This window comes from Zhengella mangrovi, assembly GCF_002727065.1.
Classification (GTDB): Bacteria; Pseudomonadota; Alphaproteobacteria; order Rhizobiales; family Rhizobiaceae; genus Zhengella; species Zhengella mangrovi.
In genome coordinates, this window is record NZ_PDVP01000001.1 from 671,839 (window position 1) to 695,276 (window position 23,438).

Consider the following 23,438-nt stretch of genomic DNA (forward strand, 5'->3'; position numbering starts at 1 on the left):
AAAGCGGACGGATTATTTTGCCTGGGTTCCGCGACAAGACCGGGGATGACGATGCGGAGTTCTGCGCCGCCGCCCACCTCCTCCTCGATGGGGGAGGTCGACAGCCGAAGGCTGGCGGGAGGGGGTGAACCAGGCTCTTGCTCCCCCACCCCGCTCGCTTTGCTCGCGACCCTTCCCGCATCGGGGGAGGGTGAGTTGCGTGTACGGCAGCAGTTGTTCTGCATCGTTGCTGCCTGGCCCCCCGTTTCCGGCCTGGGTTCCGCGACAAGACCGGGGATGACGATGCGGAGTTCTGCGCCGCCGCCCACCTCCTCCTCGATGGGGGAGGTCGACAGCCGAAGGCTGGCGGGAGGGGGTGAACGACGCTTTCATGCCCGCAACCCGTCCCGCATCCGGGGAGGGTGAATTGCGCACACGGCGATGGCCGCTCCGAAGCGGTCGGTTCGGAAGAGGCGGGCGCTGCCGCCGCTCAGTTGTCGCCCATCTTGAGGGCCTGGATGAACGCCTCTTGCGGGATCTCCACCCGCCCGAACTGGCGCATCTTCTTCTTGCCCTCTTTCTGCTTCTCCAGCAGCTTGCGCTTGCGCGTGGCGTCGCCGCCGTAGCACTTGGCGGTCACGTCCTTGCGCATGGCCGAGATGGTCTCGCGCGCGATCACCTTCCCGCCGATGGCCGCCTGCACCGGGATCTTGAACAGGTGGCGGGGGATCAGTTCCTTCAGCTTTTCGCACATGGCGCGCCCGCGCCGGTCGGCCTGGCTGCGGTGCACCAGCATGGAGAGCGCGTCCACCGGCTCGTCATTGACGAGGATGGACATCTTCACCAGGTCGCCCTCGCGATAGTCCTTGAGCTGGTAGTCGAAGCTGGCATAGCCCTTGGAGATCGACTTCAGCCGGTCGTAGAAATCGAACACCACCTCGTTGAGCGGCAGGTCGTAGGTGACCATGGCGCGCTTGCCGACATAGTTGAGGTCGATCTGCACGCCGCGCCGCTCCTGGCACAGCTTCAGGATCGAGCCGAGATAATCGTCCGGCGTCAGGATGGTGGCGCGGATCCACGGCTCCTCGACGGAGCCGATCTTCACCGTGTCGGGCATGTCGGCCGGGTTGTGCAGTTCCATCACCGAGCCGTCGGTCATGTTCAGGTGGTAGACCACCGACGGCGCGGTGGCGATCAGGTCGAGGTTGAACTCGCGCTCCAGCCGCTCCTGAATGATCTCCAGGTGCAGCAGGCCAAGGAAGCCGCAGCGGAAGCCGAAGCCGAGCGCCGCCGATGTCTCCATCTCGAACGAGAACGAGGCGTCGTTGAGCCGGAGCTTGCCCATGGCCGCGCGCAGGTCCTCGAAGTCGGCCGCATCGACCGGGAACAGGCCGCAGAAAACCACCGGCTGGGCCGGTTTGAAGCCCGGCAGCGGCTTTGCGCAGGGCTTCTTGTCCTCGGTGATCGTGTCGCCGACGCGCGTGTCGGCCACTTCCTTGATCGAGGCGGTGATGAAGCCGATCTCGCCGGGGCCGAGACTGTCCACCATCACCATCTTCGGCGTCATCACGCCGACGCGCTCGACCGGGTACCGGGCGTCCGTGCCCATCATGCGGATGGTCTGGCCCTTTTTCAGCACGCCGTCGATGATGCGCACCAGCACGATCACGCCGAGGTAGGAATCGTACCAGCTGTCCACGAGCATCGCTTTCAGCGGCTTGTCGCGCTCGCCTTCCTTGGGCGGCGGCAGCTTGGTGACGATGGCCTCCAGCACCGTGTCGACGCCGAGACCCGTCTTTGCCGAGATCATGCAGGCATCCGAGGCGTCCAGCCCGATCACGTCCTCGATCTGCGCCTTGATGCGTTCCGGCTCGGCCGCCGGCAGGTCGATCTTGTTGAGAACGGTGACGATCTCGTGGTCGTTGTCGAGCGCCTGGTAGACGTTGGCCAGCGTCTGCGCCTCCACGCCCTGCGAGGCGTCGACGACCAGCAGCGAGCCTTCGCAGGCCGCGAGGCTGCGCGACACCTCGTAGGCGAAGTCCACGTGCCCGGGCGTGTCGATCAGGTTGAGCACGTAGTGCTCGCCGTCCTTGGCGTCATATTCCAGCCGGACGGTGTTGGCCTTGATCGTGATGCCGCGTTCGCGCTCGATGTCCATGGCGTCGAGGATCTGCTCCTTCATCTCCCGGTCCTCGATGGACCCGGTCATCTGGATCAGCCTGTCGGCAAGCGTCGACTTTCCATGGTCGATGTGGGCGACGATGGAGAAGTTGCGGATATGGGAGCGTGGCGTATCGGTCATGCTCGCGCATTTACCATGGGGCCAAGGAAACGCAAGCGCCAAGCGCGGAAGGCAGCCCTTCTGTTTCAGCGCTCGCCATGCCGGAAAAGATGACTTAGCGTTGTTGCATTCCTTGATAAGCGTCAAGGCGCGGACATGCATTTCGGTCAATGTGCCGGGAACACGAGCATGGGGATATCGGACAAATGCCGAGCACTGCGGAAATCGAGGCCCTGGGCAAAAGGAAAAACCGGCGCTGGCCTGGCTGGCTGGCCGCCATCGTCGTCATTGCCGCGGCCGGCGGCGGCTGGTGGTACTGGCAGGCCCAATCCGGCGGCCAGGTTGCCACCTATGAAACCACGCCGGCGGCCGTGAAGGACATCACCGTCAAGGTGACCGCCACGGGCACGATCGAGCCGATCCGCCAGGTCGACATCTCGTCGGAACTGTCGGGGACGGTCCGCTCGGTGGAATCCGACTTCAACGACGTGGTCAAGAAGGGCCAGGTGCTGGCCACGCTCGACACCGACAAGCTGGAAGCCAACGTCGAATCCGCCCGTGCCCAGGTGTCGGCCCGCCAGGCCGCGCTGGAAGAGGCGAAGGTGACGGTGGACGAACGCCGCGAGGCCTATGAACGGGCGGTGCGGCTCAACGAGCGCGGCATCGCCTCGTCGGAGAACCTGCTTACCGCCAAGGCCGCATGGCAGCGCGCCGACGCGGCCATCAAGACCGCCGAGGCCAATATCCGCGTCGCCCAGGCCGACCTGAAGCTGCAGGAGACCAACCTCGCCAAGGCCTGCATCTGCGCCCCGATCGACGGCATCGTGCTGAAGCGCTCGGTCGAGCCGGGCCAGATCGTCGCCGCCACGCTGCAGGCGCCGGTCCTGTTCACGCTGGCCGAGAACCTGACCGCCATGGAACTGACCGTCGCCATCGACGAGGCCGACATCGGCCAGGTGGTGATCGGCAATGACGCGACCTTCACGGTCGAGGCCTACCAGGACCGCACCTTCAAGGCGGCCATCACCGGCCTGCGCTTCGCGCCGGAGACGGTCGAGGGCGTCGTCACCTACCAGGCGATCCTCGATGTCGACAATTCCGACCTGCTGCTGCGCCCGGGCATGACCGCGACGGCCGAGATCACGGTGGACGAGAAGGCGGGCGTGCTCACCGTGCCGAACACGGCGCTGCGCTTTTCGCCGCCGGTGCGGACGGAACGCTCCGGCGGCTCCGGCCTGCTCGGCATGATCCTGCCGCGCCGGTCGCATGACGGCAACCGCCGGCCAGCCGTTGCGCTCGACGCCGACGGCATGCGCCCGCTCTGGGTCCTGAAGGACGGCCAGCCGCAGGAGGTCGCCGTCAGGACCGGCGCCACCGATGGCATCGTCACCGAGATCGTGGCTGGCGATCTGAAGCCGGGCGACCCGGTGATCACGGACGTGAGAACGGCGCGATGATGCAGGACACGCAGCAGCCGGAGGCGCCGCCGCTGATCTCGTTCCGCGGCATCACCCGGGTTTACGGCGAGGGCGAAGGAATGGTGCGCGCCCTGCGCGGCATCGATCTCGACATCGCGCGCGGCGAATTCGTCGCCATCATGGGACCGTCCGGGTCCGGCAAGTCCACCGCCATGAACATCCTCGGCTGCCTCGACAAGCCGACGGAGGGCAAGTACCTCTTCGCCGGGGCCGACGTGGCGCAGTTCGACCGCCACCAGCGCGCGCTTCTCCGCCGCGACTATCTCGGCTTCGTCTTCCAGCGCTACAACCTGCTGGCCCGCACGAAGGCGATCGACAACGTCCTCCTGCCGCTGATCTACAAGGGCATTGCGCGCACCGAGCGCCGCGCCCGTGCCGCCGCCATGCTGGAAAAGGTCGGCCTCGGCGGGCGCATGGACCGCGAGCCTTCCAAGCTGTCGGGCGGCGAGCAGCAGCGCGTCGCCATCGCCCGGGCCATCGTCACGCAGCCCGAAGTGCTTCTCGCCGACGAGCCGACCGGCAACCTCGACACCGCCCGCTCGGTCGAAATCATGGAACTGATCACCCGGCTCAACCGCGACGAGGGCCTCACCGTCATCATGGTGACCCACGAACCCGACATGGCCCGTTACGCGGATCGCGTCGTCCTGTTCGTCGATGGCAAGATCGAGAGCGACAGCACGCGCCCGGCGGCCGAGCGCATTCGCCTGAAGGAGACGGCCGATGTTTCGTGAAACGCTGCTCCAGGCCCTGGCGGCCATCCTGCGCAACGCGCTGCGTTCCTTCCTCACCGTGCTGGGCGTCATCATCGGCGTGGCGGCCGTCATCGCCATGGTCACCATCGGCCGCGGCTCCACGGTGCAGATCGAATCCGACGTTTCCAAGCTCGGCACCAACCTTCTCATGGTCCGCCCCGGCCTGCGCCGCGGTCCGGCGGGATCGGGACGCCCGGCGACGCCCTTCACCACCCGCGATGTCGAGGCGATCCGGACCCAGGTTGCAGGCGTCGAGACCGTGGCGCCGATGAATGTCCAGGCCATGACCATCGTCAGCGGCAACGAGAATTACACCGGCGAGGTGACCGGTACCGACAATTCCTTCTTCGCTGCCCGCGACTGGAAGCTTGCCGAGGGGCGTGAATTCTTCGAAAGCGAGATCCGCTCCGGTGCTGCCGTCTGCATCCTCGGCGAGACCGTGCGCAAGGAGATCTTCGGCTCCGGCAACCCGATGGGCGAGAAGATCCGCATCGAGCAGATCTCCTGTCGCGTCATCGGGCTGCTGACGGAAAAGGGCGCCTCCGCCTACGGTTCCGACCAGGATGACGTCGTGCTCATGCCGGCCCGTACCTTCATGCGCCGCGTGTCCGGCAAGCAGGAAGTGCGGATGATCTACGTCGGCGTGAAGCAGGGGGTCTCCACCGCACGCGTCCAGTCGGCCATCGAGACGCTCCTGCGCGAACGGCGCCGTATCCGGCCCGGCGACGAGGATGACTTCCGCATCCGCGACACCAAGGAAATCACCTCCATGCTGACCGGCGTGACCGGCGTGATGACCGGGCTGCTCTCCGCTGTCGCGGCCGTCAGCCTGCTGGTCGGCGGCATCGGCATCATGAACATCATGCTCGTCAGCGTCACCGAGCGCACCCGCGAGATCGGCATCCGGCTGGCCATCGGCGCCACCGAGACGCAGGTGCTGATGCAGTTCCTCGTCGAGGCCGTGGTGCTGTCGCTGATCGGCGGCCTGATCGGCATCGGCTTCGGCCTGGGTCTCGGTTATGTCGGTGCCATCTTCATGAAAGTGCCCTTCGCGCCGGACTGGTCCGTCGCCGTGCTCGCCTTCGTCTTTTCCGCTTTCATCGGCATCATCTTCGGCTATTTCCCGGCCCGGCGCGCCGCCCGGCTGGACCCGATCGAGGCCCTCCACCATGAATGACCAGGGAAACCCGTCCATGTCGCCTGCTGTCCGCGCCGCCGTCCTCGCCCTCGCCTGCCTCGTCGCCGCGCCCGCGCTGGCCGCGCTCTCGCCCTGGTACCAGCGCCAGAAGGAACTGGAGCGCATCATCACCGATGCGCGCGTGATGGAGGCGCTGAAATCCGAGCCCATCGAAGCCATCGAATACACGGGCGAGGACCTCTATCGCGTCTATGCCGGCAGTTGCGCCGTCGAGGTGACGATCGTCGACGTGCCGGGCGGCGAGGACGTGATGGGCCCGCGCCGCTTCGATCTCGAGGTTGGCGCCGCCGATTGCGCCGGGTGACGGCATCGGGCTCGGGTCATCCACAGGCCCGGTTTGGCGTTTCCTTCGCACTCGCCTAAAACATCGCCAATCGAAACAGCGGATTGGCGGGGGCATGGCGGAGCAGGCGCAGCGCGGATATTACGGCATCGGTGTCGAGGGCATCGCGAAGCCGATGAACCTTGGCTCCCTGATGCGGACCGCCCATGCCTTCGGCGCGTCCTTCGTGTTCACGCTGGGCGCAGGTCCGCGCATCAAGGCGCTGGAACGCGCCGATACGTCCCGCTCCACCCATCACGTGCCCTATTACACCTGGGACACGGTGGAGGACATGGCACTGCCGTCGGGTTGCGTGCTGGTGGGCGTCGAACTGACCGACGACGCGATCGACCTGCCGACGTTTCGCCACCCCTTGCGCGCGGCCTACCTGATGGGCCGCGAGCGCGGCTCGCTGTCGCCGGAAGCCCAGGCCCGCTGCGCCCACGTGATCCGCATTCCCACCCGCTTCTGCATCAACGTGGGTCTGGCCGGGGCGCTGATCATGTATGACCGCATGCTTGCCATGCGCGCCTGGCCCGGCCGCAACACCCGTTCCCGCGTCGCGCCGAAACTGCCAGGGCAGGCCCTGACCGGACTCGTCGACCGCCTCCCGCTCGATACCGGCGGTTGAATACGCGCCAAAATTCCTTGCATTTCCCGTCCGTCGCCCTAACCCTCTGGCAAATTTTGTCCGAGGGGCCTTCATGACCGCGTCCGCGCCTGACCAGCCGATCTTCCTGGGGATAGACACCGGCGGCACCTACACCGATGCCGTACTCTGGCGCGAGGGCCATGGAGTTATCGCCCGCGCCAAGGCGCTGACCACGCGCCATGACCTTGCTGTCGGCATCGCCGGAGCGGCGCGCGCGGTGATCGCCGAAAGCGGCATCGCGCCGTCGCGCATTGCCCTGGCCTCGCTGTCCACCACGCTGGCCACCAATGCGCTGGTCGAAGGGCAGGGCGCGCCGGCGGCCCTGGTCATGATCGGGTTCGGCGAGAAGGACCTGGAGCGCGACGGCCTGGCGCGGGCGCTAGGGCCCGAGCCGGTGGTCTTCTGCCCGGGCGGCCATGACATTCACGCCCGGCCCCAGCCGCTGGACCTCTCGCCGCTGGAAGCCGTGCTCGACGACTGGGCGACGACGCGGGCCGGCATCGCCGTCGCCGGCTATTTTGCCGTCCGCAACCCGGAGCACGAGGAAGCCGCCGCGCGGATGATCGCGGAGCGCACCGGCCTGCCGGTGACCTGCTCGCACCACCTGACCTCGAAGCTGGGCGGTCCGCGCCGCGCCCTGACGACCTTGCTGAATGCCCGCCTGGTGCCGATGATCGGCGCCCTGCTCGACGCCATGGAGCGCTTCCTGGCCGAGGAGGGCATTGGCGCACCGCTGATGGTTGTGCGCGGCGACGGAGCGCTGGTGTCGGCCGGCTTCGCCCGGGGCCGCCCGATCGAGACGATCCTGTCCGGTCCCGCCGCCAGCCTGGCGGGTGCCCGCGCGCTGACAGGCCTCGGAGATGCCTTCGTTTCCGACATCGGCGGCACGACGACCGATGTCGCGGTGCTCGACAAGGGCCTGCCGCGCCTCGACCCCGAGGGCGCCATGGTCGGCGGCTGGCGCACCATGGTCGAGGCCGTGGCCATGCGCACCTTCGGCCTGGGCGGCGATTCCGCCGTCACGCCCGCCGAGGACGGCCTGGACGCCGGGCTGAAACTCGGGCCGCGCCGGGTCATCCCGCTGTCGCTTGCCGAAACCCTGTTCCCGGGACGAATCGCGCCGGTGCTCGAGCGGCAGCTTGCCTCCGACCGGCCCTCGCGCCAGGAAGGCCGCTTCGCCTGGGCCACGGGGCTGGGCCTGACCGACGGGCTCGACCGGTCCGAACGCAGGCTGATGGACCTGCTGACCGCTGATCCGCAGCCGCTCGACCGCGTGCTGACGGCACTGCCGATGCAGACCGCGCTCGATCGCCTGGTCGCCCGCGGCCTGGCCCAGGTGGCCGGCTTCACCCCGTCGGACGCGGCCCATGCGGCCGGGCGGCAGGACAACTGGCATGTCGATGCGGCCCGCCTGGCGACTGCGCTGTTCATGCGGCGCAAGGATGGACGCGGCCGCCCGCTCGCCACGTCCATCGAGGACATGGCGGCCATGGTGCTTGCCGCCGTGACCCGCCGTTCCGCCGAGGTCATCCTGGAAACCGCGCTGGTGGAAGACGGTCTCGACGGCGCGGCGATGATGGCGCATCCGCTCGCCCGGCGGGCTCTGGATGGCGTCGACGGTTTCGTCAGGGCCTCGCTGACGCTCGACCGGCCGGTGATCGGGCTGGGCGCCTCCGCCGGCCTGCACTACGCGACGCTGGGCCAGCGGGTCGGCGCCGACGTGGTCGTGCCCGCCGATGCCGGCGTGGCCAATGCCGTGGGCGCGGTCGCCGGCCAGGTGCGCCTGTCGGCCAGCGCCGAGGTGGCGCCGCTCGCCAACGGGCGGTTCCGCGTCATGGCCGGCGAGGACGTTGCCGATTTCAACACCGAGGCGGAGGCCCTCGGCCACGCGGCGGAGCGCGCCGTGGCCATGGCCGTGGACCTGGCGCTGTCAGCCGGTGCCGCCGAGGCCCATGCCACGGTGACGCAGGACATCAAGGCCAGCGAACTCGATGGCCAGCGTTTCCTCGTCGCCGCCACCATCACGGCGACGGCTTCCGGCCGCCCGCGCCTCGCCACGGGCTGACCGGCGGTGCAGGCTCAGTCGTCCTCGAAGTAGCCCTGTTCGGCGCCGCGATGGCAGGCCACGCAATTGGCCTTCGAGCCGACCTTCGGATTTTCGAAGGCGGCCGGGCTGACCTCCCATTTGTGGGCGCGCACCCACCATGGCGTTTCGCTGATGCGAAGCACCGGCTCGCCGCCCTGCAGCGACCGCGCGATGCGGGAATTCTCGGGCGCGGCATTGGCGACCAGCCAGGCCTCGATCCTTGCCCGCGTCTCTTCCGCAAGGCTTGCGTCCTCGCCGAAATGGTTGGGAAGGTCGGCCATGATCGCGCTCCAGGACCGCGCCGGAAGCATGCCGGCAGGATAGGCCATGTGGCAGGCCGAGCATTCCGTCTTCACGGTCTCGTCGGTCACCGGGCGGAAATATTCCTCGCTGTCGGCCGCGGCGGGCAGGGCGGAAGCCAGTGCCAGGCCGAGGACGGCCGCGAGGGTGAACGGGAACCGGGTGCCCGGCGCGGGTGTGGTGCAGCTTGTCATCGAATGCATCTCCCTTGAAGGTTCAGAGGTTGGAAAGCCAGGTGATCACGTCGCCCTTTTCCCGGGTCGTGCAGTCACGGCCGAGAACCGAGTTGCAATTGCGCCCGAACCACTTTTCCACGAAGGCCGGGTCGGTGAAGCGGTTCGGGTTGGCCGACACGGCCATCGGCTCGATCGCCTTGCCCGCGCGGGTCTTGCCGGCCGCCTTCGGGTTCGCCGTGTGGCAGGTCGTGCAGGTGGGCGTGTCGGGCTTGCCGCCGGCGTGCGTGGCATTGAAGAACGCCTTGCCGCGATCCGCCGACAGCGGTTCGCCGGCGGCCTTTTCGTAGCCGGCCAGTATGGCGTCGCGTGCCGGGTCGGCAAGCGCGCCGGCCGTGGCGCCGAGCGCGATCGCCAGCGCGAGGCAAAGGCGGGTTGGGAGATGTGTCATCGTCGGTTCACTCCTTCGGGATCGAGATGTTGCCGGGGTAGAACAGGCCGCTCTCCGCGTCGCGGTGACAGGCCTGGCAGTTGCCCTTCGCCCCGACCTTCGCCCGCTTGAAGACGGCGGCCGGAAGATCGCCGTGAACCCGCTGCCAGAAGCGGGTCGCGGTGAGGGTGAAGGGCATGTCCGGGTTGATGCGCGCCAGCATGTGCGCGGGTTTGGTGTCGAAGGCTTCCGCCGCGTTGGCCATCACGTAAGTGCGGATGGCCTCCAGCGTCGCATCGGGCAGGCTCGCGTCCTCGCCGAAATGGTCGCCGAGGCCGGCCAGCAGCTTTTCCCAGGCCTGGCGCGGCAGGAGACTGGGATGGTAGGCCATGTGGCAGGCGCCGCATTCGTCCGCGTAGACCGGGTCGAGCGCTGCCGTCGGCACGTTGAACGCCGGCCGTTGCGCAAGGGCGAAAAGGCCGGCGCCCGCGGCGCCGAGCAGCGCGGCCATCACCAGCCCCGCCAGCAGCGGCCGCGCCCGGACCGCCGGCGCGGCATGGTCGCCGGGCCGCGCTTCCTTGGTTCCGGTCATCATGGCGCGCGCCAGGTTCTCCCGCGTGCGGATGCTCTCGAACACCGTGCCGGCCAGGTGCAGGCCGATCAGCGCGATCAGGCCATAGGCGAGCACCTCGTGCAGTTCGCGCAGGCTCCAGCCGGTTTCGAACGGGACCAGCCAGGCCAGCGGCCCGCTTTTCAGCACGCCGCCGAAAACCGCCAGGCCCGTTACGGCCAGTCCGGCAAGCACGGCCAGCAGCGCCACGATCATCACCGCGCCGGCCGGATTGTGGCCGAGATGCCGCTCGCCCTCACCGGCTCTCAGCGCCTTCAGGTGCGCCAGAACCGCGCGGGGCCCTGTGACGAAGCCCGAAAACCGCGCGTTGCGGCCGCCAAGAAACCCCCAGGCGAGGCGGATGCCGACCAGTCCCGCCATCGCGGCGCCAGCCCACACGTGAACGTCGATCCAGTCCGCCGCGGTGAACAGCCCCGTCGCCAGCGCCGTCCCGACCGTGGCGACCAGCGACCAGTGGAACAGGCGGACGAGCGGATCCCAGGTCCGGACCGGGCCGGCAGCGTCACGGGACGGGGATGCGGATATGGTGTCGGGTGTCATCATGGCGGAAGAATTGCAGCACCCGGCTGACAAAACGCTGAATTGCAGCGATCGGGCGTCCGGGTCGGCCGGCTGAAAAGAACCTTTTCCAAATTGGAGAAAGTGATTTCGACTTTCGCCGATTGACGGAAAAGCGGATGCCGTGCTCTTGAACGGCAACGGATGCGCGCTCGCGCACGAAGGACCAGGCAAGGAGGCCCCCATGACCGAACGCGTTACCCGCAACGGCTTGCAGATCGACAAGCGCCTGCACGATTTCATCGTCGACAAGGCCATTCCCGGCACCGGCGTGGAGGCAGGCGCCTTCTTCGAGGCGTTCGGCGCTGCCGTCGCTGACCTTGCGCCGAAGAACCGCGCCCTGCTGAAGACGCGTGATGCCATGCAGGAAAAGCTCGACGCCTGGTACCGCGAGAACGGCGCGCCCGCCGACATGGAAGTCTACAAGGATTTCCTCCGCGAGATCGGCTACCTCCTGCCTGAGGGCCCGGATTTCAGGGTCGACACCCGCAACGTCGATCCCGAGATCGCCTCCGTCGCCGGTCCGCAGCTCGTGGTGCCGATCATGAACGCTCGCTTTGCGCTCAATGCGGCCAATGCCCGCTGGGGATCGCTTTACGATGCGCTCTACGGCACCGATGCGCTGGGCGACACGCCGAAGGCCGGGGGCTACGATCCCGAGCGCGGCGCCCGCGTTATCGCCTGGGCCAAGGCCTTCCTCGATGACAGCGCGCCGCTGGACGGCGCCTCCTGGGCCGACGCCACCGGCTTTGCCGTGGATGGCGGCCGGCTGGCGGTGACGACGGCCAACGGCACGGCCGCTCTCAGGGATGCCAGCCAGTTCGCCGGCTACGTCGGCGACGCGGCCGCCCCGTCGGAAGTCATCGTCGCCCGGAACGGCATGCATGCCCGCGTCGTGGTCGATGCCGGCCACCCGATCGGCAGGACCGACCCGGCCCATGTCGCCGACGTCATCCTGGAATCCGCGCTGACCACCATCATGGACTGCGAGGATTCTGTCGCCGCCGTCGATGCCGAGGACAAGGTGCTCGTCTATTCCAACTGGCTCGGCCTGATGCAGGGCAACCTCGAGGAGACCTTCGAGAAGGGCGGCAGGACGATGACGCGGCGCATGAACCCGGACGTGGACTACACCGCGCCGGACGGTAAGGCCGCCTCGCTCAAGGGCCGCTCGCTGATGCTCATCCGCAACGTCGGCCACCTGATGACCAACCCGGCCATCCTGCTGGACGACGGCACGGAAATCCCCGAGGGCATCATGGATGCCTTCGTCACCGCGCTGATCGCCCTGCACGACATCGGACCGGACGGCCGCCGCGCCAATTCGCGCGAAGGCTCCATGTACGTCGTCAAGCCGAAGATGCACGGGCCGGAGGAAGTGGCCTTCGCGGTGGAACTCTTCGGCCGCGTCGAAAAGGCCATCGGCATGGCGGAAAACACCATGAAGATGGGCATCATGGACGAGGAGCGCCGCACCACGGTCAACCTCAAGGAATGCATCCGCGCTGCCAGGCACCGGGTCGTCTTCATCAACACCGGCTTCCTCGACCGCACCGGCGACGAGATGCACACTTCCATGGAGGCCGGCCCGATGATCCGCAAGGGCGACATGAAGGCCGCCGCCTGGATCCAGGCCTACGAGAACTGGAACGTCGATGTCGGCCTGGAATGCGGCCTGAGCGGCCACGCCCAGATCGGCAAGGGCATGTGGGCCATGCCCGACCTGATGGCGGCCATGCTGGAGCAGAAGATCGGCCATCCCAGGGCCGGCGCCAACACCGCCTGGGTGCCGAGCCCGACCGCTGCCACCCTGCACGCCACCCACTACCACAAGGTCAATGTCGCCGACGTGCAGGACGGCCTGAAGAGCCGCGGCCGTGCGAAGCTGGACGACATCCTCTCGGTGCCGGTGGCCGTTCGCCCGAACTGGTCGGAGGAGGACAAGATCGCCGAACTGCGCAACAACGCCCAGGGCATCCTCGGCTACGTGGTCCGCTGGGTCGACCAGGGCGTCGGCTGCTCCAAGGTGCCCGACATCAACGACGTCGGCCTGATGGAAGACCGCGCCACCCTGCGCATTTCCTCCCAGCACATCGCCAACTGGCTGCGCCACGGCGTGGTGACCAAGGACCAGGTGATGGACGTCATGAAGGAGATGGCCGCCGTCGTCGACCGCCAGAATGCCGGCGATCCGGCCTATGTGCCCATGGCGCCGGGCTTCGACGGCATTGCCTTCAAGGCCGCCTGCGACCTCGTGTTCGAGGGCACCAGCCAGCCCAACGGCTACACAGAGCCGGTGCTGCACCGCCGCCGGCTGGAACTGAAGGCCGAGCGCGCCGCCGGCTGATCGGCCGTTCCGTCACCGCACAAAAACAGGGCGCGGCTTCGGCCGCGCCTTTTTTCATGGCGCGGGTCGGGCGAAGCTCACAGCATCGTGCGCAGGCTTTCCAGCGTGCGCCGCGTCATGTCCAGTGCGCTGGCGGAGAACTGGCCGGCAAGCGTCAGCATGAACCGGCTTTCGCGCATGCGGGCCTGGTCCACGGTCTTGTAGCCCTCGTTGGTAACGGCAGCCAGCCTGGAGCGCTTGTGCGCGGGATTGCGGCCCCAGGCGATCAGCTCCTTCTCCGCGAGCCGGTTGCACACCTGCTGGACATGCTGGCGGCTCACCCCCTGCGCGCGGGCGAGGTCCGGCACGGTCGCCGCGCCGTCATCGGCCAGCCGTTCCAGGACGATGAGTTCCGACCGGTTCACGCCGGCCGCCTCGTGCAGGCGCTGGTAGGCGTCGGCCAGGTCGGAGGGGACGAGGCGGAGCAATGCCAGGATTTGGGCAAGGTCCTGTTCGCGAGTCGGGCGCATGGCCATGGATCACTCATGGCAACCTGCTTGTCAATGGCCGGGGCGGCATGGGACACCGCCCCGGCCCGGGGCCTGTCAGCCGTTCACCTTGACCGGCGCGCCGCTCGACATCTCGATGCCGACATAGGGTAGCCTGGCGGCCTTCCAGGCGGCGAACCCGCCTTCCAGGTGGGCCAGCGGCGCAATCCCGGCCGCGCCCATCTTCTCGCACATCTTGCCGGAGCGCACGCCCGAGCCGCAATGCAGCACGATGCGCTTGCCGTCCTGGGTCGGCAGGCTCTTCGGCGTGAAGAAGGACATCGGCATCAGCAGCGCGCCCTCGATGTGTTCCATCATGTATTCGGGCGGCGTGCGCACGTCGATCAGCACGATCTCGCCGGCATCGAGCGCCTGTTTCACCTGCTGCGGCGTCCAGTTTTCCACTTGGCTCATCAAAGGCTCCGTCATTTTCTGGAAGGTCTTGGGAGGATGGGTGTCTTGGGCTGCGGCCGTGTCAGGGATGTGACCGCCGCCGCAGGCCGCGCAAGATGAAAGGGCAGGTGCCGGGCGTCAACCCGCCACCTGCCCGTGTTGTGCTCAGGTCCGCCGCCGGATCAGGGCTTTACGTAGGAATATCCCTGCTCCTGCAGTTCCATCAGCCGGACCACGCCGGAGGGAACCACCGTCGCTTCCGAAAGCAGCGTCGGCTTCTTGCCGGACTTGCGCTCCATCGCCGCCATGGTGTTGGCGCAGGCCGAGAAGTGCATGTGGTCGCCCGCTTCCATCGCCATGGTGGAAATCCGGTCCTTCACCGGGCTGTCCGCCATGACCATGTGCAGGCCGGGACCGTAGGTGACGATTTCCAGGTCCACCGCCTCGCCCTTCTGGGCATAGTAGGCCTGCAGGTTCTTGGCGTTGTTGAGCGCCATGTTCATGACCTCCGGGTCGTTCTGGTTGACGTGGATGGCGACCTTGTGGGCGTCCGCGGCAAACGCTGCCGTCGCGCCCGACAGGGCAAGGGCCGTCGCAAGGCCGAGCATGGCTGTCCGTATCATTCTGGAATCCTCCCAAATATTGTATTTTGCGCATATGACGATACAGCAAAGCCGCAGCGGTGCAAGCCTCTTGCGAGGCTGCGTTCCCTGCCGGGCTTGCCCTGGCATCGCGGCGGAGGATCAGCCGCTTGCCGCGCGCGGCACTTTGGGCTACCCGCTTCCTCATGACGCTGCTTGCCATCGATACCGCCGCAAACCTGTGCGCCGCCTGCCTGACCGATCCGGTCTCCGGCGCCGTGCTGGGCCGTGTATCGCGCGATATCGGAAAGGGGCACGCCGAACAGCTCATGGACGTGATCGCCGAGGCCATGCGCCACGCCAGGGTTGGCTACGCCGGCCTCACCCGGCTGGCGGTCTCCGTCGGGCCGGGATCGTTTACCGGCATCCGGGTGGGCGTGGCCGCCGCGCGCGGCCTGGCGCTGGCCCTCGATCTGCCTTGCGCCGGCATCACCACGCTGGAAGCGCTGGCGACCGAGGCAAGGGCGCTGAACCCCGGCCGTTCGGTCCTGGCGGCGCTCGATGCCCGCCGCGGCGAGGTCTACGTGCAGCCCTTTGCCGCCGATGGAACACCGCTCGCCGATCCGGCCGCTGAGGCGGTCGCGGATGCCGCGCGTCGGGTGAGTACCGGCATGGCGCTGTGCGGCACAGCCGCGGCACTTCTCGCCGAGGCGTCCGGTGCCGCCGATCTCGCCCGAGGGCCCGAGGGCGCAACGGCCGATATCGCGACCATCGCGGCACTTGCCGCGGCAAGGCCCGTTTCCGGGGAGCGGCCGAAGCCGCTTTACCTGCGCGCCGCCGACGCGCGCCCGCAGGAAGGCTTCGCCCTGCCCAGGAAGGCGGAGAGCGCATGAAGTCCCTGGCTTCGTTCTGGTCGAAAACCTATGTCGCCATTGCCGCCGGTCCCGAGGCCGCGCAGGCCATGGCGCGCCTGCACGAGGAAGATTTCATCCGGCCGTGGACCGATGGCGAGTTCGTCCAGCTTCTCAAGCAGGACACGGTCTTCGCCTTCGTCGCCTGCCAGGAGGGCAAGGGCGTGACCAGCCCTGCCGGTTTCGTGCTCGCCCGGCTGGCCGCCGGCGAGGCCGAGATCCTGACCATCGCCGTGGCACGCTCGGTCCGACGCCGCGGCATCGGGCGCCTGCTGATGGATGCGGTGATGCGCAAGCTGCACGCCGACCGCGCCGAGAGCCTGTTCCTGGAGGTCGACGAGACCAACGCGCCGGCCATCGCGCTTTACCGCCGCTTCGGCTTCCGCAAGGTCGGCGAGCGAAAGGCCTATTACGATGCCGGCGACGGCAGCCGGAACAGCGCCATCGTCATGCGGGCGGATTTCCGGTGAGCGGCTTTCCCGGAGAAGAAGCCGGCACGCCGGTCGCGATCCAGCGCTTTCGCCTTGTCGCAGCTGTCCTCGTGGCGCTGGCCGTCACCCTCGTGCTCATGCCCGTGCAGATCCCGGCCATGGTGTTCAAGTGGCCCGTCGCCCGGCGCATTCCCCGGCTCTGGTACCGGCTGGTCCTGCCGTTCCTCGGCATCCGCGTTTCGGTTCACGGCGAGTTCATCACCGCCCGTCCGCTTCTGGTCGTCGCCAACCACGTGTCCTGGACCGATATCCTCGTGCTGGGATCGGCCGCGCCGGTGGCCTTCGTCGCCAAGGCCGACATGCGCACGTGGCCCGTCGTGAAGCACCTGGCCCGCCTGGCCCGCACCATCTATGTCGAACGCGAGCGCCGCCAGAAATCGGCCGAACAGGCCGGCGAGATGGCGCTGCGGCTGGCCGGCGGCGATCCCGTCGCCCTGTTCGCGGAAGGCACCACCGGCGACGGCAACTACCTCTTCCCGTTCAAGAGCGCGCTCCTGTCGGCGGCGAGCCGAACCATCGCCGAAACCGGCGTCGAGGAGGTTTTCGTCCAGCCCGTCGCCCTCGTCTATGCCCGCCACCACGGGCTTCCCGCCGGCCGCAAGGACCAGGCCGGCCTGTCGTGGATCGGTGACGAGGACCTGGCGCCGCACCTGGTGCGCATCGTCGGCGACGGCGGCGTCGATGCCGAGGTGATCGTCGGCGAGCCCATTGCCGTCACCGCCGGATCCGACCGCAAGGCCGTCACCCGCGAACTGGAAGCCCGCGTTCGCGCCCTTGTGGTGGAGCGCCGCCGCAATGCCGGGATCCCCCTTCCGGCGTGAAAACGGTTGATGGAATGTGAGGGGCGGGGACCCTATATTTCGCTCTGCTTTTGCACTATGGAAGCGCCCATGACGACCGAGACGATCGACAAGCAGGAAGCGGCTCCCGCGCAAGGAGCAGGCACGGATGACCGGAAAAAGGTCTTCGTGAAGACCTACGGCTGCCAGATGAATGTCTATGACAGCCAGCGCATGGCCGATGCGCTGGCCGCCGAGGGCTATTCCGAGGCCGCCTCGCCGGAAGAGGCCGATCTGGTCCTGCTGAACACCTGCCATATCCGCGAGAAGGCCGCCGAGAAGGTCTATTCGGAACTGGGCCGCCTGCGCCAGCTGAAGGACGAGCGCCGTGCCGGCGGGTCCGACCTGGTGATCGGTGTCACCGGCTGCGTCGCGCAGGCCGAGGGCGGCGAGATCATGCGCCGCCAGCCGGCCGTCGACCTGGTTGCCGGGCCGCAGACCTATCACCGCATCCCTGAGTTCGTGCGCCAGGCGAAGGCGGGCGTCCGCTCCGTCGAGACCGACTTTCCCGCCGAGGACAAGTTCGATCACCTGCCGCCCGCCGACCGGCGCCGCGTCCAGGCCCGTGGCGTCACCGCTTTTCTCACCGTGCAGGAGGGCTGCGACAAGTTCTGCACCTTCTGCGTGGTGCCCTATACCCGTGGTGCCGAGGTCTCGCGTCCGGTCTCCCAGATCCTGGCCGAAGCCCGTCAACTGGCCGAGGCCGGTGTGCGCGAGATCACGCTGCTTGGCCAGAACGTCAACGCCTGGCACGGCGAGGGCCCGGACGGCAGCGAATGGGGGCTTGGCCGGCTGCTCTTCGCGCTGGCCGGGGTCGAGGGCCTCGAGCGCCTGCGCTACACGACCAGCCACCCGCGCGACATGGACGATGCCCTGATCGCCGCCCACCGCGACCTGCCCGCGCTCATGCCCTACCTGCACCTGCCGGTCCAGGCCGGCTCGGATCGCATCCTCAAGGCCATGAACCGCCGGCATACGGGCGACGATTACCGCCGCCTGGTCGACCGCATCCGCGCCGCCCGCCCGGACATCGCCCTGTCGGGCGATTTCATCGTCGGCTTCCCCGGCGAGACGGATGCCGATTTCGAGGACACGATGCGCCTCATCCGCGACGTCACCTATGCCCAGGCCTTCTCGTTCAAGTACTCGCCCAGGCCCGGAACGCCCGGCGCGGATCTGCCGGACCAGGTCCCGGCACAGGCGAAAGACGGACGCCTCCAGGCGCTGCAGGCCCTGCTCGCCGAACAGCAGGCCGCCTTCGCCGCTTCGCTCGTCGGCCGCACCATGGACGTGCTGGTCGAGAAGCCGGGCCGCCATGCCGGGCAGAAGGTCGGCCGCAGCCCGTGGCTGCAACCGGTAATTCTTGATGAAAACGACATCGAAATCGGTGACATTGTAGAAGTGCGAATCACGAAGGCCGGTTCCAACAGCCTTTTCGGGGCGAGGGTTCGGGCCCGTTGACGAGGAGAATTCGTTGACCGCTTCAAGTGAACTGAAGCAGATCCCCGCCGGCGCCTCCGACATGGCGCATATTGTCCTGACCTTCGACAACAACCGTCTGGCCTCGGCGCTGTACGGCCAGTTCGACCAGAACCTGGCCCGCGTCGAGCAGAAGCTTGGCGTCGATATCCGCTCCAAAGGCAATCAGGTCGCCATCAAGGGAACGCCGGAGGCCTCCGAGCAGGCCCGCCGCACCCTCGATTATCTCTACGACCTGCTGCAGAAGGGCGTCGAGGTGGAAGCCTCGGACGTCGATGGCGCCATCCGCATGGCGATCGCCGCCGACGACCAGCTTCAGTTGCCGACGATGGAGACCGGGGCCCGGCTGGCGGCGGCGCAGATCGCCACGCGCAAGCGCACGATCTATGCCCGCACGCCGAACCAGGACGCCTACATGCGCGCCCTCGATCGCTCCGAACTGGTCTTCGGCATCGGCCCGGCCGGCACCGGCAAGACCTATCTCGCCGTCGCCCACGCCGCCATGCTGCTGGAGCGGGGCCAGGTGGAACGCATCATCCTGTCGCGTCCCGCCGTCGAGGCCGGCGAACGCCTCGGCTTCCTGCCCGGCGACATGAAGGAGAAGGTCGATCCCTATCTCCGTCCGCTCTACGACGCGCTCTACGACATGATGCCGTCCGACAAGGTGGAGCGCGCGCTCGCCGCCGGCGTCATCGAGATCGCGCCGCTGGCCTTCATGCGCGGGCGCACGCTGGCCCATTGCGCCGTCATCCTCGACGAGGCGCAGAACACCACCTCGATGCAGATGAAGATGTTCCTGACCCGCCTGGGCGAGGGCGCGCGCATGACGGTGACGGGCGACCCGAGCCAGATCGACCTGCCGCCGAACGTCAAGTCGGGGCTCGTCGAGGCCCTGCGGGTGCTCGCCGACGTGCCGGGCATCGTCAAGGTCCGCTTCAACGAAAAGGACGTCGTCCGTCATCAGCTTGTCGCCGACATCGTCAAGGCTTACGACGACGATGCTGCCCGGCGCACCGCCCGGCCGGCGGCATCCCCTTCCGGCGGGGCGGATTGAAGGCATCGATGACAGCCGCACAGCCGGAACTGGACCTCTCCGTCGAGGATGATGGCTGGTTGCCCGAGGAGCAGCTGGCGGCATTGGCGCGCCGTGCGCTTGCGGCCGCCCTGAACCATCTCGGCCTCGACGCCGCCGGCACGGAACTGAGCCTCGTCTTCACCGACGACGAGGCCGCGCGCGCGCTCAATGCCGAATGGCGCGGCCAGGACAAGCCGACCAATGTCCTGTCGTTCCCCGCCTTCGACCTGGCCCCCGGCGATCCCCTGCCGCCGGTGCTCGGCGACATCGTCCTGGCGCGCGAGACGGTCGAGCGCGAGGCGGCACTGGACAACAAGCCCTTCGATCACCATCTGACCCATTTGGTGATTCATGGTTTTCTTCACCTTTTGGGCTATGATCACCTGGACGAAGACGAGGCCGAAGCGATGGAATCCCTCGAGACGGCCATTCTGGAAGACCTCGGCATTTCCGATCCCTATGGAGAACCGGACGCCGGGTCCGCGAAGGAAAGATGAACGACCAGCAATCGGCTTCCGGCGCGCCGCAATCCGCCGACGCTCAACCAGAGCCCCCCAGTCCGGAAACAGGGCAGGAGTCCGCGCGCCCGCGGTCTCTGCTGCGCCGCTTTGCCGAACGCCTGCGCACCAAGAACGGCACCAGCCTGCGGGACGACCTGACCGACGCCCTGGCGGAGGAGAGCGGCCACAGGAACGCCTTCACGCCGGAAGAGCGCGCCATGCTCAACAACATCCTCACCCTGCGCGAATTGCGGGTCGAGGACGTGATGGTGGCGCGCGCCGAGATCGATGCGGTCGAACTGTCCACCACGCTCGGCGAACTGCTGGTCATGCTGGAAAATTCCGGCCATTCGCGCCTGCCGGTCTACGACGATACCCTGGACGATCCGCGCGGCATGATCCACATCCGCGACGTCCTCAACTACGTGACCCGGGCCGCCAAGGGGCGCAGGAAACGCGGCCGTCCCCGCAAGGATGCCGCCGAAGCGGCGGCGGCGACCCCGGATCTCGATCTTTCGCTGGTCGAGCTGTCGCGCCCCTTGCGCGATCTGAACATGATCCGCCCGGTGCTCTTCGTGCCGCCTTCCATGCTGGCTTCCGACCTGATGGCGCGCATGCGGGCCGCGCGCATCCAGATGGCGCTGGTCATCGATGAATACGGCGGCACCGACGGCCTGGTCTCGCTCGAGGACATCGTGGAAATGGTCGTCGGCGACATCGAGGACGAGCACGACGACGACGAGCCCATGGTCACGCAGACCGGCGACGGCGTCTATGTCGTCGATGCCCGCGCCGAGATCGACGAGGTCGCCCGCATGATCGGCAGCGGTTTCTCCGCCGGCGAGCACGAGGAAGACGTCGATACCGTGGGCGGCATGATCTTCAACACGCTTGGCCGCGTGCCGGTGCGCGGCGAGGTGGTGCAGGCCATTCCGGGCTTCGAGTTCCACGTCCTCGATGCCGACCCGCGGCGCGTCAAGCGTGTCCGCATCGTGCAGGTGCGCGCCGGCCACGGCCGCCGCCGCTTGCCCCCGAAACCGGCCAACAGCGGGGAGCCGGCCGCGGAGCCGGCACCCGAGGCCGTGCCCGAGCGTTCCGAAGCCGGGTAGCCCCCGGCGGCCCGCCTGGCGGCAAGGCGCCGACCTCGTCCTGCGGGCATTCGGCGGATCGGCATCTCGTTTCCCGGTCCGGCCGTTCCCGGACGATTCAATATTCGGCGGAAATGCTCTAAGTCTGGAGCGTCGTGATTCGCACGGCAACGGGGGCAAACGGCGCGGGAGCTCCATGGAGCGTCTGTCAGGCAGGATCATCCTCTTGTGGGGCTGGAAGCGATGGACCGTCGCCTTCCTTGCCGGCGTGCTTGCCGTGCTCGCCCAGCCGCCCTTCGATTTCTTCGCGGTCTGCTTCGTCTCCTTCCCCGTCCTGGTCTGGCTGCTCGACGGCGCGGCCGGTGACGAGGCGCGCGGGCCGGTCTCCCGCATCCTGCCCTTCTTCGGTATCGGCTGGTGGTTCGGCTTCGGCTATTTCGTCGCCGGGCTGTGGTGGATCGGCAATGCCCTGCTGGTCGAAGCCGACAGCTTTGCCTGGGCCATGCCTTTCGCTGTGGTCGGCCTGCCCGCCGTCCTCGCCCTGTTCTATGGCCTGGCCTGTGCGCTCGCCCGCCTGCTGTGGCGCCATGACCTCGGGCGCATTTTCGCGCTGGCCTTCGGCTTCGGCGCCGCCGAATGGGCCCGCGCCGTGCTCTTCACCGGCTTTCCTTGGAATGCCATCGGCCAGGCCGCGATGCCCGTGCCGCTGCTGATGCAGAGCGCGGCGGTGATCGGCCTGTTCGGAATGAATGCCCTTTCCGTCTATGTCTTCGCCAGCCCCGCGCTTCTTGGCGGCCGCCGCTGGCGACGCACCGGCCTTGCCGTCGCGCTTGCCCTCGTGCTCGCCCATGTCGGCTTCGGCTACTGGCGCCTGGCGCAGCCGGACGCAGGGGACGTGCCGACGGTGCGGGTCCGCCTTGTCCAGCCGTCGATCGCCCAGGATCTGAAATGGAACCCGGAAACGCGGGGCAGGATCTTCGAGACCTACCTCGCCATGACCGCCGCCCGGCCCGAGGACGGCGGGCCGGCGCCGCAATTGATCGTCTGGCCGGAAACCGCCGTTCCCTGGCTGCTGACCGAGCGCCCGGAAGTCCTGTCGGCCATCGGCGCGACGCTCGCCGACGATCAGGTCCTGCTGGCCGGGGCGGTGAGGGCCGAAGGCGACGTCTCCAGCCAGTCGGCGCGTTTCTACAACTCGATCACCGCGATCAACGGCAAGGGCGAGATCATCGAAGCGGCCGACAAGATGCACCTCGTTCCCTTCGGCGAGTACCTTCCCTTCTCCGGCCTGCTTTCGGCGGCCGGCCTCGAGCAGGTCGCCCATGCGCCGGGACAGTTCACGCCGGCAGCGTCCCGCCACACCATGGACCTGCCTGACGGGATCACCGCACTGCCTCTTGTCTGCTACGAGGTCATCTTCCCCTTCGAGGCCGGCCGCGCCGAGGGAAAACCGGCCAACCTGATCGTCAACGTGACCAATGACGCCTGGTACGGGCGGACCCCGGGCCCCTGGCAGCATTTCCGCCAGGCGCAGATCCGTGCCGTGGAGCTGGGCCTCCCGCTGCTGCGCGCCGCCAACAACGGCATCAGCGCTTATGTCGATCCAAAGGGACGCGTGATCGAGGCGCTGGCGCTCGATTCCGTGGGTGTGATCGACGCGAAGGTCCGGTTGGAGCGGCTTGACGCTTCGTTCGGCAATATTTTAGTGAACAGCGTGTTCGCTAATATGCTAGCCTTGTTCATGGCGTTGGTTTTCGCCATTGCGGCAAGAGTAAGGCCGAATTGACACGCTGGCGAATGCAGGCCCATAGTGCAACCTCCGGCATAGGAAAGCTGACCGCAGTTTGTGCTTGTGGGGGCATGTGGTGAATGAGGCTTTCTCGCCGGATAACAAATCGAACAAGTCCGTGGCGCACGGCGAGGACAACATGACAGAGAACAAGAAGAAACCGAATCCGATCGACATTCATGTCGGCAGCCGAATCCGGCTGCGACGCAACATGCTGGGAATGAGCCAGGAGAAGCTGGGTGAGAGCCTTGGCATTACCTTCCAGCAGATCCAGAAGTACGAAAAGGGCACCAACCGCGTCGGGGCAAGCCGGTTGCAGGCGATCTCTGACGTGCTCCAGGTTCCCGTGGCCTTTTTCTTCGAGGACGCGCCCGGCCAGTCCAATGCGCCAGAAGGACTCGCCGAGGACAGTTCCACCTCCTATGTCGTCGACTTCCTGAATTCCACCGAGGGCCTCCAGCTCAACCGCGCCTTCGTCAAGATCAGCGATCCCAAGGTGCGCCGCAAGGTGATCGACCTGGTGCGCACGCTCGGCGACAGCGACGCGGACTGACCGTCGCACGGCAACCATCCGT

The 23,438-nt window shown here is 67.7% G+C and carries 23 protein-coding genes; 16 read left to right on the forward strand and 7 right to left on the reverse strand.

Annotated elements, in window-relative coordinates; translation table 11 throughout:
- Positions 1-469 precede the first annotated feature (469 nt).
- Positions 470-2,281, reverse strand: a complete 1,812-nt coding sequence (gene lepA, locus CSC94_RS03315; protein WP_099303666.1) for a translation elongation factor 4 — start codon at positions 2,279-2,281, stop codon at positions 470-472.
- A 185-nt stretch (positions 2,282-2,466) separates the two neighbouring features.
- On the opposite strand from lepA, the gene CSC94_RS03320 reads away from it, so the two are divergent.
- From CSC94_RS03320 to CSC94_RS03345, 6 genes are all read left to right on the forward strand, one after another.
- Entirely contained in the window at positions 2,467-3,717 is a 1,251-nt protein-coding gene (locus CSC94_RS03320) for an efflux RND transporter periplasmic adaptor subunit (protein WP_099303668.1), read from the forward strand.
- Positions 3,717-4,472, forward strand: coding sequence for an ABC transporter ATP-binding protein (locus CSC94_RS03325; protein ID WP_099304008.1), 756 nt, complete (start codon positions 3,717-3,719; stop codon positions 4,470-4,472). Before CSC94_RS03320 ends, CSC94_RS03325 begins: the two co-directional genes overlap by 1 nt.
- Positions 4,462-5,670, forward strand: coding sequence for an ABC transporter permease (locus tag CSC94_RS03330; RefSeq protein ID WP_099303670.1), 1,209 nt, complete (start codon positions 4,462-4,464; stop codon positions 5,668-5,670). Before CSC94_RS03325 ends, CSC94_RS03330 begins: the two co-directional genes overlap by 11 nt.
- A gap of 16 nt (positions 5,671-5,686) precedes the next feature.
- The gene (locus CSC94_RS03335; protein ID WP_099303672.1) at positions 5,687-5,995 is read left to right on the forward strand and encodes a hypothetical protein; all 309 of its coding nucleotides are present in this window, start codon (positions 5,687-5,689) and stop codon (positions 5,993-5,995) included.
- 94 nt (positions 5,996-6,089) lie between these two features.
- Entirely contained in the window at positions 6,090-6,644 is a 555-nt protein-coding gene (locus CSC94_RS03340; protein ID WP_099303674.1) for an RNA methyltransferase, read from the forward strand.
- Positions 6,645-6,717: 73 nt separating this feature from the next.
- Positions 6,718-8,730, forward strand: coding sequence for a hydantoinase/oxoprolinase N-terminal domain-containing protein (locus tag CSC94_RS03345; protein ID WP_099303676.1), 2,013 nt, complete (start codon positions 6,718-6,720; stop codon positions 8,728-8,730).
- Between the two features lie 14 nt (positions 8,731-8,744).
- On the opposite strand, the gene CSC94_RS03350 is transcribed toward CSC94_RS03345, so the two are convergent.
- From CSC94_RS03350 to CSC94_RS03360, 3 genes are read right to left on the reverse strand one after another with little or no spacing between them, the layout of a single operon-like run.
- Positions 8,745-9,245, reverse strand: coding sequence for a diheme cytochrome c (locus CSC94_RS03350; RefSeq protein WP_099303678.1), 501 nt, complete (start codon positions 9,243-9,245; stop codon positions 8,745-8,747).
- 22 nt (positions 9,246-9,267) lie between these two features.
- On the reverse strand, positions 9,268-9,675 hold the full coding sequence (locus CSC94_RS03355) for a DUF1924 domain-containing protein (protein WP_099303680.1): 408 nt from the start codon (positions 9,673-9,675) through the stop codon (positions 9,268-9,270).
- Between the two features lie 7 nt (positions 9,676-9,682).
- A complete protein-coding gene (locus CSC94_RS03360; RefSeq protein WP_205853214.1) occupies positions 9,683-10,828 on the reverse strand; it encodes a cytochrome b/b6 domain-containing protein in 1,146 nt (381 codons plus the stop codon).
- Between the two features lie 199 nt (positions 10,829-11,027).
- Here CSC94_RS03360 and CSC94_RS03365 point away from each other — a divergent pair, with 199 nt between their 5' ends.
- Entirely contained in the window at positions 11,028-13,190 is a 2,163-nt protein-coding gene (locus CSC94_RS03365; protein WP_099304012.1) for a malate synthase G, read from the forward strand.
- A 77-nt stretch (positions 13,191-13,267) separates the two neighbouring features.
- Here the strand turns inward: CSC94_RS03365 and CSC94_RS03370 are convergent, their stop codons facing one another.
- The 3 genes from CSC94_RS03370 to CSC94_RS03380 form a co-directional block, all read right to left on the reverse strand.
- Entirely contained in the window at positions 13,268-13,705 is a 438-nt protein-coding gene (locus tag CSC94_RS03370) for a MarR family winged helix-turn-helix transcriptional regulator (RefSeq protein WP_099303682.1), read from the reverse strand.
- A gap of 69 nt (positions 13,706-13,774) precedes the next feature.
- Positions 13,775-14,131, reverse strand: a complete 357-nt coding sequence (locus tag CSC94_RS03375; RefSeq protein ID WP_205853215.1) for a rhodanese-like domain-containing protein — start codon at positions 14,129-14,131, stop codon at positions 13,775-13,777.
- A 161-nt stretch (positions 14,132-14,292) separates the two neighbouring features.
- Positions 14,293-14,733 carry a DsrE family protein gene (locus CSC94_RS03380; protein WP_099303686.1) on the reverse strand — a complete coding sequence of 147 codons (441 nt, stop codon included), beginning with the start codon at positions 14,731-14,733 and terminating at the stop codon, positions 14,293-14,295.
- Between the two features lie 128 nt (positions 14,734-14,861).
- Here CSC94_RS03380 and tsaB point away from each other — a divergent pair, with 128 nt between their 5' ends.
- The 9 genes from tsaB to CSC94_RS03425 all read left to right on the forward strand — a co-directional run bounded on the left by tsaB (position 14,862) and on the right by CSC94_RS03425 (position 23,416).
- The gene (tsaB, locus tag CSC94_RS03385) at positions 14,862-15,584 is read left to right on the forward strand and encodes a tRNA (adenosine(37)-N6)-threonylcarbamoyltransferase complex dimerization subunit type 1 TsaB (RefSeq protein WP_342585941.1); all 723 of its coding nucleotides are present in this window, start codon (positions 14,862-14,864) and stop codon (positions 15,582-15,584) included.
- Positions 15,581-16,072 carry a ribosomal protein S18-alanine N-acetyltransferase gene (rimI, locus tag CSC94_RS03390; protein WP_099303688.1) on the forward strand — a complete coding sequence of 164 codons (492 nt, stop codon included), beginning with the start codon at positions 15,581-15,583 and terminating at the stop codon, positions 16,070-16,072. Before tsaB ends, rimI begins: the two co-directional genes overlap by 4 nt.
- Complete coding sequence (gene olsA / locus CSC94_RS03395; RefSeq protein WP_245408236.1) at positions 16,069-16,914, forward strand: lyso-ornithine lipid O-acyltransferase; 846 nt, start codon at positions 16,069-16,071, stop codon at positions 16,912-16,914. Before rimI ends, olsA begins: the two co-directional genes overlap by 4 nt.
- A gap of 69 nt (positions 16,915-16,983) precedes the next feature.
- Positions 16,984-18,393 carry a tRNA (N6-isopentenyl adenosine(37)-C2)-methylthiotransferase MiaB gene (miaB, locus tag CSC94_RS03400; RefSeq protein ID WP_099303690.1) on the forward strand — a complete coding sequence of 470 codons (1,410 nt, stop codon included), beginning with the start codon at positions 16,984-16,986 and terminating at the stop codon, positions 18,391-18,393.
- Between the two features lie 61 nt (positions 18,394-18,454).
- A complete protein-coding gene (locus CSC94_RS03405; RefSeq protein ID WP_099304018.1) occupies positions 18,455-19,465 on the forward strand; it encodes a PhoH family protein in 1,011 nt (336 codons plus the stop codon).
- Positions 19,466-19,473: 8 nt separating this feature from the next.
- Positions 19,474-19,983 carry an rRNA maturation RNase YbeY gene (gene ybeY, locus CSC94_RS03410; protein ID WP_099303692.1) on the forward strand — a complete coding sequence of 170 codons (510 nt, stop codon included), beginning with the start codon at positions 19,474-19,476 and terminating at the stop codon, positions 19,981-19,983.
- A complete protein-coding gene (locus CSC94_RS03415) occupies positions 19,980-21,095 on the forward strand; it encodes a hemolysin family protein (RefSeq protein ID WP_099303694.1) in 1,116 nt (371 codons plus the stop codon). The genes ybeY and CSC94_RS03415 overlap by 4 nt, the downstream gene beginning before the upstream one ends.
- Positions 21,096-21,270: 175 nt before the next feature.
- Positions 21,271-22,860 (forward strand): apolipoprotein N-acyltransferase, encoded by a 1,590-nt coding sequence (gene lnt, locus CSC94_RS03420; protein ID WP_099303696.1) that lies wholly within the window; start codon positions 21,271-21,273, stop codon positions 22,858-22,860.
- 142 nt (positions 22,861-23,002) lie between these two features.
- Positions 23,003-23,416 carry a helix-turn-helix domain-containing protein gene (locus CSC94_RS03425; RefSeq protein WP_099304020.1) on the forward strand — a complete coding sequence of 138 codons (414 nt, stop codon included), beginning with the start codon at positions 23,003-23,005 and terminating at the stop codon, positions 23,414-23,416.
- The last annotated feature ends 22 nt before the right edge of the window (positions 23,417-23,438 follow it).